Below are 12348 nucleotides of genomic sequence, written 5' to 3'. Positions count from 1 at the left end.
GCTTGGACTGGTGTCGATACTGGATACGATCACTCGGCTTAGCCGTATGACCTGAACCGCCGTATACGGAACCGTACGTACGGTGGTGTGAGAGGACGGAGGCCGCGAGGCCTCCTCCTACTCGATGGGCGAATTCATTCGCGCAGGGCAGCACAGCTGCCCCCTGGTGTCCTGCCAAGCGATTGAAATCGCCCCACAGAAATTTTCCCGGCAGGTTGCAGTTTTCACCCCTGTCTTTTCGCTTCCCGATACTCCCCCGGCGTCTGCCCCGTCCAGGCCTTGAAGCTGCGATGGAAGGAGCGGGATTCGGTGAAGCCCAGGTAGCAGGCGATGTCCTGGATCGGCAGGTCGCTGCGTAGCAGGTAGTGCTCGGCCAGTTCGCGGCGCAGTTCATCGAGGATCTGCTGGTAGCTGGTGCCGGCCTGCTGCAAGTGGCGTTGCAGGGTGCGCACCGTCATGTGGAATTTCTCCGCCACCCGTTCCTTGCGCGGCAGGCCGTCCTTGAGCAGCAGGCGCAGGGCGTTCTTCACCCGTTGCGGCAGCGGTTCGTCGTCATCCAGCCCGGCCATCAGGGCCAGGGCATGTTCTTCCAAGGTACGCAGCAGGTTGGCATCTGCCTGGCGCAGGGGCACGGCCAGGTATTCCAGCGGTACCAGCAGGGCGTTGCAGGGCTGCTCGAAACGCACCGGGCAGCCGAACACCTCTTCGTATTGCTCGATACGGGTCGCCCCGGGCTGGGCGTGCTCGAACCAGACTTCCCGCGGCGAAAGCTGCATGTCGGCGATCCAGCGGGCGTAGAGCAGCCAGGAGGCGAGCACGTTCTCTACCATGTGGCGGCGGATCGTCGGGTCCTGGTGGCGGCAGTTCCAGATCATCCGTACCTCATCGCCGTCGGCTTCCATGCGGCTCACACCCATGTCGCCCACCAGTTTCTCGTAGGGGGCGATGCGGTTCATGGCTTCGCCCAGGGTGGCGCAGTTCATGGTGATGTAGCCCAGAACGCTCCAGGATCCGGGTTGCACGTAGCGCGCCGAATGCAGGCCGAACAGGACGTCGCCGGATTCCCGGATCAGGTGGGCCAGCAGGCGCTCGTGGGCTTCGCTGGGCAGGCGCTTGCTGTTGTCCGCCAGGTCGTCCGGGCGGATACCGGCCGCGGCCAGGGTGGAGGTCTGATCCATGCCAAGTTGTTCTGCATGGCGCAGGTACTTGAGAAGTGCGGGAACCGAGGTATAGCCGAGCGCTTGCATGTAGTTCTTGTTATGTCCTGATTGGCGATGGCCACTGTCCCGATCCGACAGTGACGCCGTTGGGCGGCTGGCTAGTATAGGCAGCCATCGAAAACCTTCGAAACAACCCGAACAAGGAGAACGGCATGCGACGCTGGAATGGCTGGGGCGACGAGGCAACGGTGGTGGAGCTGCCCGCCAGTGGAGCGATGTTCCTGGCCGAGCGCATCCGTGAAGGACAGCCCCTGCCCGATGCCAGCCTGGAACAGGTACTGGCCCGCGTGCCGGCTTCGCGCCTGGCGCCCCACCCGCTGATCACCCTGGATGCCGAGACCCGCGTGCGTCACGCCCGTGGCCAGAGCCTGCCGGATTGGCTGGCGATGCGTGAGGGCGATTTCGGTTTCTTTCCCGATGGCGTGGCCTTCCCGGAAACCCCGGAGCAGATCCGCCAGTTGCTGGCCCTGGCCGTCGAACGCGACCTGGTGCTGATTCCTTATGGCGGCGGCACTTCGGTGGCTGGCCACATCAATCCCCAGGCCGGCGAGCGGCCGGTGCTGACCCTCTCCCTGGCGCGCATGAACCGCCTGCTGGAGCTGGACGAGGAAAGCCAGATCGCCACCTTCGGCCCCGGTGCCAATGGCCCGCAGGTAGAAAGCCAGCTGCGCGCCCGTGGCTACACCCTCGGCCATTTTCCGCAGTCCTGGGAGCTGTCCACCCTTGGCGGCTGGGTCGCCAGCCGTTCCAGCGGCCAGCAGTCCCTGCGCTACGGCCGCATCGAGCAGCTGTTTGCCGGCGGCACCCTGGAGACCTTCGCCGGCCCCATGGAGCTGCCGACCTTCCCGGCCTCGGCGGCAGGCCCGGACCTGCGCGAAATGGTGCTCGGCTCGGAAGGGCGCTTCGGGGTGATTTCCGAAGTCCGGGTGCGGGTCACCCGGCTGGCCGAGCAGGAGTCTTTCCATGCGGTCTTCCTGCCCAACTGGAACCAGGCGCTGAAAGGGATCCGCAGCCTGGCCCAGGCGCGGGTGCCGCTGTCCATGCTGCGCCTGTCCAATGCCATCGAGACGGAAACCCAGCTGGCCCTGGCTGGCCATCCGGGGCAGATCGCCCTGCTGGAGAAGTACCTCGCCCTGCGTGGCGCCGGGGCCGGCAAGTGCATGCTGACCTTCGGCGTCACCGGCAACCGTGCGCAGAACGCTGCATCCCTGAGGCAGGCGCGGCGCCTGCTGAAGGGCTTCGGCGGCGTGTTCACCGGCACGCTGCTGGGCAAGAAGTGGGAACACAACCGCTTCCGCTTCCCCTATCTGCGCCACGCCCTGTGGAGCGCCGGCTATGTGGTGGACACCCTGGAAACCGCCACCGACTGGAGCAACGTCGACAACCTGCTCGACAAGATCGAAGCCAGCCTGCGCACCGGGTTGAAGGAGGAGGGCGAGCGGGTTCACGTGTTCACCCACCTGTCCCATGTCTACGGTGAGGGATCGAGCATCTACACCACCTACGTCTACCGGCCGGGTGGCAGCTACGCGCAAGCGCTGGCCCGATGGCGCAAGTTGAAGCACGCCGCCAGTGAAGTGATCGCGCAGAATCGCGGCACCATCAGCCACCAGCACGGCGTCGGCCGCGACCACGCGCCCTGGCTGCCGGTGGAGAAAGGGCCGCTGGGTATGGCCGCCCTGCGCAGCCTGGCGCAGCACTTCGACCCCGAGGGGCGCCTTGCTCCCGGCGTTCTCCTCGAGGACTGAGCATGGACGCCTGGAACGCCGCCTGGCGTGCCGCAGCCCTGCCGGAGCTGGCTACCCGGGACTGGGACCTGATCGTCGTCGGCGGTGGCATCTGCGGCGCCGGCATCCTCCGGGAAGCGGCCCGGCGTGGCTGGAAGTGCCTGTTGCTGGAGCAGCGGGATTTCGCCTGGGGCACCTCCAGCCGCTCGTCGAAGATGGTCCACGGCGGCCTGCGCTACATCGCCAAGGGGCAGTTCGGGCTGACCCGGGACTCGGTACGCGAACGCCAGCGTCTGCTGACCGAAGCCCCCGGACTGGTGGAGCCGCTGAGCTTCGTCATGCCCCATCGCGGCGGCTTTCCGGGGCCGCGCGTGTTCGGCAGCCTGCTGGCGCTCTATGACGCCCTGGCCGGGCGACGCAACCACCTCTATTACCCGCTGCAGCAACTGCGCTACCTGGTTCCCGGACTGGATGAAGGCGGGTTGCAGGGCGGCACCCGCTTCTTCGATGCGGTGACGGACGATTCCCGGCTGGTCATGCGGGTGCTGGGCGAGGCGCGCGCCGAAGGCGGCGAGGCGCTGAACGGTGTGCGCGTCGTCGACCTCAAGCGTGAACAGGACAGGGTGAACGGCCTGGAAGCCGAGGACCGGGAGAGCGGCCGGCGTTTCACCTTCCGTTGCCGCGCCGTGGCCCTGGCGACCGGAGCCTGGTCGGATCGCCTGCGCGCGGCCCGGGGAAGCGAACACATCCGCCCGCTGCGTGGCAGCCATTTGCTGGTGCCCGGCTGGCGCCTGCCGCTGGCCCATGCCATCAGCTTCATGCATCCCGCCGATGGGCGGCCGGTGTTCGTGTTTCCCTGGGAGGGGGCGACCGTGATCGGCACCACCGACCTCGATCACGGGGAAGCTCTGGATCAGGACGCGCGCATCAGCGAGGCCGAGGTGGACTACCTGCTGCAGGCCTGCGCGTTGCAGTTTCCGGCGGCAGCGATTGCCCGCGCCGATGTGCTGTCCACCTGGGCCGGTGTGCGGCCGGTGGTGAGCAATGGCGACTCGCAACTCAAGCCGTCGGATGAAAAGCGCGAGCATGTCCTCTGGACCGAGCCCGGCTGCGTGACCCTCGCCGGCGGCAAGCTGACCACCTTCCGCCTGTTGGCGCTGGAGGTGCTGCAGGCGTGCGCAGGGTTTGTCGGTCGCACCGTGGAAGAGGACGACGGCCCGGTGTTCCCGGCGGTTGCCGTCCCCGCGATTCCGGCCCTGTCGCCTGCCCGGCACCTGCGTCTGGTCGGGCGCCACGGACGGGTGGTGACCGAGCTCGCGCGCTGGGTCGCGCGGCTGGGCAATGAGCGCGTTGGCGCCACCGATACCCTCTGGGCCGAACTGGCCTGGGCGGCGGAGGGCGAGCTGGTGCTGCACCTGGATGACCTGATGTTGCGCCGGACCCGGCTCGGCCTGCTGCTGCCCGAAGGCGCACGCGCAGAACTGCCGCGCATCCGTGCCCTGTGCCAGCCGCTGCTGGGGTGGGATGACGCTCGCTGGGCGCAGGAAGAGGCCGAATACCTGGCGCTTCACCGACGCTGCTACAGCCTGCCCGAATAACCGGAACAAGGACCCATCGTGAGCGAAAAGAGCTATCTGTTGGCCATCGACAACGGCACCCAGAGCGTGCGGGCGCTGTTGTTCGACCTGGACGGCAACCTGGTGGGCAAGGGCAAGGTGCCGCTCGAGGCCTACTATTCGAGCCAGCCCGGCTGGGCCGAACAGGACCCGGACTACTACTGGGACAGCCTGGGCGAAGCCTGCCGGCTGCTCTGGGAGTCGGTGGATATCGACCGCAGCCTGATCCGTGGGGTGTCGCTGACCACCCAGCGCGGCACGCTGATCAATGTCGACGAACAGGGCAGGCCGCTGCGTCCGGCTATCCTCTGGCTGGACCAGCGCCAGGCCGAAGTGCAGGGGCGCATAAAAGGGCCTTGGGGCTGGTTGTTCAAGGCGCTCCGCTTGCAAGGCACGGTGGATCATTTCCGCGCCCAGGCCGAAGCCAACTGGGTCGCGCAGAATCAGCCCGAGCTCTGGGCGCGGACCCACAAGGTGCTGCTGCTGTCGGGCTTCCTCAGCCATCGCCTGTGCGGCCGGTTCGTCGATTCGGTGGCCTGCCAGGTGGCCTATCTGCCGTTCGACTACAAGCGCCTGCATTGGGCCGCGCCACGGGACTGGAAATGGCAGTCGATGCCGGTGCGTCGTGCGCACTTGCCGGAGCTGTTCAAGCCTGGCGAGCGGCTGGGCAGCATCACCGCCGAGGCCAGCCGCCATACCGGCATTCCGCAGGGCCTGCCGCTGATCGCCGCGGGGGCCGACAAGGCCTGCGAAGTGATCGGCGCCGGTGGCGTCGAGCCGAGCACCGCCTGCCTGTCGTATGGCACCACCGCGACCATCAACACCACGCGCCGCAAGTACCTGGAAACCATTCCGCTGATCCCGCCCTATCCGGCCGCGATTCCCGATCACTTCAACACCGAGGTGATGATCTACCGGGGGTTCTGGATGGTCAGCTGGTTCAAGCAGGAGTTCGGCCTGCGCGAGCTGCAGCAGGCGAAGGAGCTGGGCGTGGAACCCGAGGTGCTGTTCGACGAGCTAGTCAACAGCGTGCCGCCAGGCTCGATGGGGCTGATGCTGCAGCCTTACTGGTCACCCGGCATTCGCGAGCCGGGCCTGGAGGCCAAGGGATCGATCATAGGCTTTGGCGACGTACACACCCGCGCGCACCTCTACCGCGCCATCCTCGAAGGTCTGGCGTACGCCCTGCGCCAGGGCAAGGAACAGATCGAGAAACGTTCTGGCACGCGCATCACCCGCTTGCGGGTGTCGGGCGGCGGCTCCCAGAGCGACGCGGCCATGCAACTGACCGCCGATATCTTCGGGCTTCCGGCGGAGCGGCCCCATGTCTACGAGGCATCAGGGCTGGGCGCGGCAATCGACTGCGCGGTGGGACTGGGGCTGCACCCGGACTTCCCCACGGCGATCCGCGCCATGACGCGGGTCGGAAAGGTATTCCAGCCCGATCCGCAGGCACAGATCACCTACGAGCGGCTGTATCGGGAGGTCTACCAGGGGATGTACAAGCAGCTGCGGCCGCTGTACCGGAAAATCAGGGATATCACCGGCTATCCGGCCTGAATGTCGGCGCGGATAGCCCCTCTCCCACCGGGAGAGGGTTGGGGTGGGATATGTCGGGTTTGCTGGGCTTCGATCAGGCAGCCCTGCGGTCTGCCTAGCGATTGAAATCGCCCCTTCTACAGGGTGAGTGCACCCGCCTGGAGGCTTGCACGGATAGCACCCTCTCCCTTCGGGAGAGGGTTGGGGAGAGGGCAGCCGGATCGGCCGGAATTCCCAAGGCAGTCCTGCGGCCTGCTTTCGCGAATGAGTTCGCGGACCACAGGGGAAATTGCCGGATCAGGCCACATCCACCAGGACGATCTCGCTGTCCTCGCTGGCGGTGAAGCTGAGCACTTCCTCATCCCGCACCGCCACGCCGTCACGGGCTTCGGCGGCGATGCCGTTCACCTCGTAGCGGCCCTTGGCGGCCACCACGTAGGCCTTGCGACCATTCTCCAGACGGTACTCGGCGCTCTGGCCGGCCTTCAGGGTGGCGGCGACGAGCCGGGCGTTGGCGCGGATATGCAGGGCATCGCTGCTTTCGTCGATGCCGCTGGCCAGGGTCACGAAGCTGCCGGCGCGCTCGCCTTTCGGGAACGGACGGGTGCCCCATGACGGCTCCGCGCCGTACTCGGTGGGCATGATCCAGATCTGGAAGATCCGGGTGGTTTCATCCTCCAGGTTGTATTCGCTGTGGGCGATACCGGTGCCCGCGCTCATCACCTGCACATCGCCAGCTACGGTGCGACCCTTGTTTCCCAGGTTGTCCTGGTGGGTGATGGCACCTTCGCGGACGTAGGTGATGATTTCCATGTCCTGGTGCGGATGCGGCGGGAAGCCGGAGTGGGGCGCGATCTCGTCGTCGTTCCACACGCGCAGCTGGCCCCAGTTCATCCGCAGGTTGTCGTAGTAGCCGGCGAAGGAGAAGTGATGGTGCGCGTTGAGCCAACCGTGGTTGGCACCACCCAGTTCGGCGAAGGGGCGTACTTCGATCATGTTCGGATCTCCTGTCTGCTCGCGGAGGGAGTTCTCCGGGAGGAATGGGTGGCATGATTGATCAATAATTATCTGGTTAAAAGCGCAATCTGTCCGGTGTTTTAATCGAATAAATAGATTTGTTTGTTGGCGAGATGGCCCTTGGCAGCAACGGTGCGGGGAGTTGGCGGTCCTATACTCCGGCGATTGCGGTGTGGCGGAGGTGATCATGGTCGAGCACAAGGCCTTGCTGATCCTGCATGGCAAGCAGGCCTCCAACGATGAGGTGCGGGCGGCCGTGCAGGCACGCCGCGCTGCGGGCTGGGAACTTGCGGTGCGGCTGACCTGGGAAGGCGGCGACGCCCGGCGGCTGGTGGAGGAAGCCCTGGCTGAGGGGTATCGGACGCTGATCGCCGGTGGTGGCGACGGCACCCTGCGCGACGTGGCCGAAGCCATGGTCCAGGCCGGCAGCGACGCCAGCCTGGCGCTGTTGCCGCTGGGCACGGCCAATGATTTTGCGCGGGCGGCCGGCGTTCCGCTGGAGCCGCAGGGCGCCCTGGCGTTGCTGGACGTGGCGCCGCGCGCAATCGATATGGGGGATGCTGATGGGCATCTGTTCCTCAACATGGTCACCGGCGGCTTCGGCTCCGGGATCACCGCCAACACGCCGGAAGACCTGAAGAAGGTCCTGGGCGGTGCGGCTTATTTCCTCACCGGGCTGAGCCGCTTCTCCGATGTGCATTCGGCGTTCGGCCGTTTCCGTGGTCCGGACTTCGCCTGGGAAGGGGAGTTTCTTGCCCTGGGTATCGGCAATGGACGCCAGGCGGGCGGCGGGCATCCGCTGTGTCCGCAAGCCACTGTGGACGATGGTCTGCTGGACCTCTGCATCATCCCGGCGCCGCAGGACGTGGTGGGCACGCTGACCACGCTGCTCTCCGGCGGCATCCTGGGCCTGGAATCGATTTCGGTCAGCGCGCGCCTGCCATGGGTGGACGTGGAAGCGCCGGAGGGGCTGGACCTGAACCTCGATGGCGAGCCGCTGGAGAGCGTGCGCCTGCGCATCTCCGCGCGAGCAGGCGCGCTGCGGGTTCATCTTCCGGAACATTCCCCATTGCGGCTGCCCGCTTAGCGCCAGCACGCTGGTGTCATGGAGTCGGCTGCTGCATGATGGCGCAGTGCTATATCTTCAGTTTTCCGGTTCCTTGCCGAAAAGCTGCAAGACAGTCCTGCCCACCGTCGTATTCGCAGCAGAGGAAGTTCCATGGCCGGTATTCTCGACACCGTCGATCAACGCACCCAGCTCGTGGGTGAGAACCGGCTGGAAATCCTCATGTTCCGCCTGAGCGGCCGTCAGCTCTTCGCCATCAACGTGTTCAAGGTGCAGGAAGTCCTGCAGTTGCCGAAGCTGACCCTGATTCCGCAGCGCCATCCGGTGGTGTGCGGCGTGGTCAACCTGCGCGGCCAGACCCTGCCGGTGATCGACCTGTCCCAGGCCATCGGCATGCGCCCGCTGGTGCCGGATGAACGCAGCACCATCATCGTGACCGAGTACAACCGCTCGGTGCAGGCGTTCCTGGTGGGCGGTGTGGACCGCATCCTCAACCTCAACTGGGAATCCATCCTGCCGCCACCCGGCAGTGCCGGCCGCCAGCACTACCTGACGGCCATCACCAGGGTGGACGAGCAGATCGTCGAGATCATCGACGTAGAGAAGGTCCTGGCCGAGATCGTGCCCATGAGCACCCGCGTTTCCGCGGAGCGCCTGGATGACCCGCTGCTGCAGATGGCCGTCGGACGCGAGGTGCTGCTGGTGGACGACTCCAGCGTGGCACTGACCCAGCTGCGCGAAACCCTGTCGCAGCTCGGCATGCGCATGCACACGGCCAGCGATGGCCTGAAGGCGCTGAAAATGCTGAAGGCCTGGGCCGACAGTGGCGAAGTCATGACCGAGAAACTGCTCATGGTCTTCACCGATGCGGAAATGCCGGAGATGGACGGCTATCGCCTGACCACCGAGATCCGCAACGATCCGCGCCTGCGCGATCTCTACGTGGTGCTGCACACCTCGCTGTCGGGCAGTTTCAACGAGGCCATGGTGAAAAAGGTCGGCTGCGACAACTTCCTCTCAAAGTTCCAGCCCGACAAGCTGGTGGACGTGGTGCTGGATCGCCTTCAGCGGGATCGATGAGCTTGAGCTGACCGGGGCCGGCTGCGTATAACGGGCACTTCGCTCGAACGCCGATCAGGAAGCTGGCCATGTTGCGTCTCTCGTCCCTCTATCGTTTCCCTGTGAAATCCGCCATCGGCGAACCTCTCCAGCAGGCCCGGCTCGATGGCCTGGGCCTGGCGGGTGATCGGCGCTGGATGCTGGTGGATGCGGAAAACGGCCGATTCCTGACCCAGCGCGCCTTTTCCCGCATGTCCCAGCTCTCGGCGCGCTGGAACGCAGCCGGTGGCCTGACCTTGAGTGCCGCCGGCCTGCCCACCCTGGAGGTGCCGCTGCCGGAGCCCGACGCCAACCTGCGCGGCACCTTCGTCTGGGGCGCGCCGATGCTTGTGCCCGACGCTGGCGACGAGGCGGCGCAATGGCTCAGCGGTTTCCTCGGCAAGGCCTGCCGTCTGGTCCATGTGCCGGATCACCGCGCGCGGGATATTCCCGGCAGCCTGCTGCCCGAGGAGAAGGTGGGGTTTGCCGATGGCTATCCGCTGCTGCTGATCGGTCAGGCTTCGCTGGACGATCTCAGCAAGCGGGTAGGGCGGCCGCTGGAAATGCTGCGTTTCCGTCCGAACCTGGTGGTGGAGGGCAGCGAGGCCTATGCCGAGGACGGCTGGAAGCGCATCCGCATCGGCGGCATCGAGTTCAGTGTGGCCAAGGGCTGCAGCCGCTGCATCCTGACCACCATCGACCCGGCTACCGGCGAACGCAGCGCCGACCGCGAGCCGCTGACCACGCTCAAGACCTACCGCGAGCAGGAAGGCGAGGTGTACTTCGGGCAGAACCTGATCAACCGCGGCACGGGCGTGCTGGAAGTGGGAATGGAAGTCGAGGTGCTGGAGTAGCGGCTCGGCGCGAGGCGAACTGACATACCGTAGTCCGGATGAATTCCGGGAGCGGCGGGCGAATTTTCCCCGGATTTCATCTGGGCTACGGAACTGGCGGGCATCACGAGAAAGGGCGCAATTCGCGCCCTTTTTCATTCATGTCACTGATCGTCGAAATAGCGCTCGTGCCAGTCCACCAAGGGCTGCGGCGCGTTCAGCTTGTGGCCGTAGATCACCGAGTAGGACAGCACGTTCTGCACGTATTGGCGGGTTTCATCGAAGGGAATGGTTTCCACCCAGACGTCGAACGACAGGTGATTGGCGCCTTTCAGCCACTGGCGTACGCGGCCGGGGCCTGCGTTGTAGGCGGCCGAGGCGAGTACCCGGTTGCCGTTGAACTGGCCGTGGACCTGGCTCAGGTAGGCTGCGCCGAGCTGGATGTTGACGTTGGGATTGAGGGCCTGGTTCGGCGAGGCCAGCGGAATGCCGAACTTGCGCGCGGTTTCCTTGGCAGTGCCCGGCATCAGCTGCATCAGGCCCATGGCGCCGACGCCGGAGCGCGCATCGGACATGAAGGCGCTTTCCTGGCGGGTGATGGCGAACACCCAGCTCGAGTGCAGGCCGCGGACTTTCGCCTGCTGGGTCAGGGTCGAGCGGTAGGCCATGGGGAAGCGGATGTCCAAGTCATCCCAGTACTGGGCCTGGCTGATGGTGCGAATGGCTGGGAAATACCATTGCAGGTCGTAGGCGATCTTGGCCTGGGCGACCAGTTCGTCGCGGTCGAACAGGCGGCTGACGTGGTACCACTCGCGACGACCGTTGACGATCTCGCCACGGTCGTGGAATTCCAGCGCACGGCGGATGCCCGCCGTGTTGCGCACCTTCTGCATGACCTTCGGGTCGATCGCCAGCGGCTTGTTGTTCAGTTGATAAGGCGTCTGGATGCGATCGGCGGCAAGGAAACCGTAGAAATCACGTTCACGGGCGACCGGCTGGTAGAGGGGGATCGGCTGCTGGCTCTGCGGCTGGGCCAGTTGCAGGCTGCGGGCCTGCCAGTAACGCCAGCGGTTGGTCTTGGCCAGGTCTTCGGGCATCTGCCGGGTCAGCTGGTAGGCGTCGTCCCAGCGGCCAAGGCGCAGCAGCAGGCGCGCGCGCCATTCGCTGACGGTGTTGTCGCGCAGCTCGGGGTCGTACTGGGTCATGACCTTGAGCGCGCGGGAATCGAAACGCTTGGCCAGGGTCAGGCCGATTTCGCGGGCGATGGCGACCTTTTCTTCGTTGGAGAAGGGCAGGCGGGCGGCATAGACATCCAGCAGGCCCAGCGCCTTTTCCGGATCCTGGCGGGCCAGCCGGCGCAGGCCGAGACCCACGGCGTCAGCCATGTGGCGGTCGGCGGGGGCAAAACGGGCGGTCTGGCTCAGCAACTGGGGCTTCTGTGCCACTTCCACCATGAGATTGCCCGTGGCACTCAGGCGCGGCATGGCTTTCACCAGGTGCTTGGCCAGGCCGTAATTGCGCGCTTCGGCGGCCAGCTTGGCACGCTTCCAGCGCAGCTCCTCGGTCAGCTGGCCTTCGGCGCTCCACATGCCGAACAGCACGTCGCAGGCGTCGGGCTGGGACTTGCCCACCAGCCAGAGCTTCCTGGCGGTGGCATAGCCTTCCTGCTTCATCCCGTGCTTGAGCTGATACTGGCCGAACAGGCAATCCAGCTCGGTGAAGTTGAGCTGGGGGTCGTAGTAGTTGGCGAAGGTCTGCCATTCGCCGCGCTCGGCCAGCCAGCGCAGCCAGCGCAATTTCATCCAGCCGGCCTGGGGCAGGTCGCCATGCTCGGCAAGGAATTTTTCGATCTCCTCGTTGCTCGCCCATTTCAGACGGGCGGTCAGTTCGTCGTACGCCAGGTAGGGCTCCAGCGGGTAGTCGCGCAGGGCGTTGGCATAGCGCCGGTAGGGGCCGGAATCGCCCTTGGCGAGGGCGCGCTTGGCCTCGTCGTACATCTGGCGCTGCTGGGCGAGAGGGGCCGCGTAGGCCTCGGCAGCGTGCAGGCCGACGGTGGAGAGGAACAAGCAGGAAAACAGGCTGAGCAGACGACCGCGCATGACACTTCCGGAGCAGACAAAACGTTGTGAATGCCCCTGCGGGGCATCGAATAGCGCTTAGCTTAGCCTTTAGGCAGGGGCGGTTAAAGCATTGCGCCAGCAGGTGGAGTCGGCGGTAAAAAATGCCCGAGAG

General features: G+C 65.9%; 9 protein-coding genes. 6 read left to right on the top strand and 3 right to left on the bottom strand.

All coding sequences use genetic code 11. From position 1 onward, the window contains the following. Positions 1–224: 224 nt before the first annotated feature. Entirely contained in the window at positions 225–1247 is a 1023-nt protein-coding gene (gene gliR, locus ACFW0B_RS11865) for an AraC family transcriptional regulator GliR (protein WP_449148291.1), read from the bottom strand. Between the two features lie 125 nt (positions 1248–1372). On the opposite strand from gliR, the gene ACFW0B_RS11860 reads away from it, so the two are divergent. The 3 genes from ACFW0B_RS11860 to ACFW0B_RS11850 are packed head-to-tail and all read left to right on the top strand — an operon-like array spanning position 1373 to position 6123. Further along, positions 1373–2968, top strand: a complete 1596-nt coding sequence (locus tag ACFW0B_RS11860; RefSeq protein WP_449148289.1) for an FAD-binding oxidoreductase — start codon at positions 1373–1375, stop codon at positions 2966–2968. A 2-nt stretch (positions 2969–2970) separates the two neighbouring features. Next, the gene (locus tag ACFW0B_RS11855; protein WP_449148287.1) at positions 2971–4545 is read left to right on the top strand and encodes a glycerol-3-phosphate dehydrogenase/oxidase; all 1575 of its coding nucleotides are present in this window, start codon (positions 2971–2973) and stop codon (positions 4543–4545) included. Positions 4546–4563: 18 nt separating this feature from the next. After that, a complete protein-coding gene (locus tag ACFW0B_RS11850) occupies positions 4564–6123 on the top strand; it encodes an FGGY-family carbohydrate kinase (RefSeq protein ID WP_449148285.1) in 1560 nt (519 codons plus the stop codon). A 276-nt stretch (positions 6124–6399) separates the two neighbouring features. Here ACFW0B_RS11850 and ACFW0B_RS11845 read toward each other — a convergent pair whose 3' ends face one another. Continuing rightward, a complete protein-coding gene (locus ACFW0B_RS11845; RefSeq protein ID WP_449148283.1) occupies positions 6400–7098 on the bottom strand; it encodes a pirin family protein in 699 nt (232 codons plus the stop codon). A 208-nt stretch (positions 7099–7306) separates the two neighbouring features. On the opposite strand from ACFW0B_RS11845, the gene yegS reads away from it, so the two are divergent. The 3 genes from yegS (at position 7307) to ACFW0B_RS11830 (ending at position 10137) form a co-directional block, all read left to right on the top strand. After that, on the top strand, positions 7307–8206 hold the full coding sequence (gene yegS / locus ACFW0B_RS11840; protein ID WP_449148281.1) for a lipid kinase YegS: 900 nt from the start codon (positions 7307–7309) through the stop codon (positions 8204–8206). A 132-nt stretch (positions 8207–8338) separates the two neighbouring features. Then, positions 8339–9265, top strand: a complete 927-nt coding sequence (locus tag ACFW0B_RS11835; protein WP_449148279.1) for a chemotaxis protein CheV — start codon at positions 8339–8341, stop codon at positions 9263–9265. A gap of 68 nt (positions 9266–9333) precedes the next feature. Then, a complete protein-coding gene (locus ACFW0B_RS11830) occupies positions 9334–10137 on the top strand; it encodes an MOSC domain-containing protein (protein WP_449148277.1) in 804 nt (267 codons plus the stop codon). A 143-nt stretch (positions 10138–10280) separates the two neighbouring features. Here the strand turns inward: ACFW0B_RS11830 and ACFW0B_RS11825 are convergent, their stop codons facing one another. After that, positions 10281–12215, bottom strand: a complete 1935-nt coding sequence (locus ACFW0B_RS11825; protein WP_449148275.1) for a transglycosylase SLT domain-containing protein — start codon at positions 12213–12215, stop codon at positions 10281–10283. Between the last annotated feature and the right edge of the window lie 133 nt (positions 12216–12348).

This window comes from Metapseudomonas phytobenefica (assembly GCF_043392685.1).
GTDB lineage: Bacteria > Pseudomonadota > Gammaproteobacteria > Pseudomonadales > Pseudomonadaceae > Metapseudomonas.
The sequence above is the reverse complement of the archived record's forward strand: the minus strand, read 5'-3'. Positions and strand labels throughout refer to the sequence as shown.

Bases quoted from the DNA above. Each gene is read 5' to 3' on its own strand.
- gliR (WP_449148291.1), bottom strand. From the start codon at position 1,247: ATGCAAGCGCTCGGCTATACCTCGGTTCCCGCACTTCTCAAGTACCTG.
- ACFW0B_RS11860 (WP_449148289.1), top strand. From the start codon at position 1,373: ATGCGACGCTGGAATGGCTGGGGCGACGAGGCAACGGTGGTGGAGCTG.
- ACFW0B_RS11855 (WP_449148287.1), top strand. From the start codon at position 2,971: ATGGACGCCTGGAACGCCGCCTGGCGTGCCGCAGCCCTGCCGGAGCTG.
- ACFW0B_RS11845 (WP_449148283.1), bottom strand. From the start codon at position 7,098: ATGATCGAAGTACGCCCCTTCGCCGAACTGGGTGGTGCCAACCACGGT.
- yegS (WP_449148281.1), top strand. From the start codon at position 7,307: ATGGTCGAGCACAAGGCCTTGCTGATCCTGCATGGCAAGCAGGCCTCC.
- ACFW0B_RS11835 (WP_449148279.1), top strand. From the start codon at position 8,339: ATGGCCGGTATTCTCGACACCGTCGATCAACGCACCCAGCTCGTGGGT.
- ACFW0B_RS11830 (WP_449148277.1), top strand. From the start codon at position 9,334: ATGTTGCGTCTCTCGTCCCTCTATCGTTTCCCTGTGAAATCCGCCATC.
- ACFW0B_RS11825 (WP_449148275.1), bottom strand. From the start codon at position 12,215: ATGCGCGGTCGTCTGCTCAGCCTGTTTTCCTGCTTGTTCCTCTCCACC.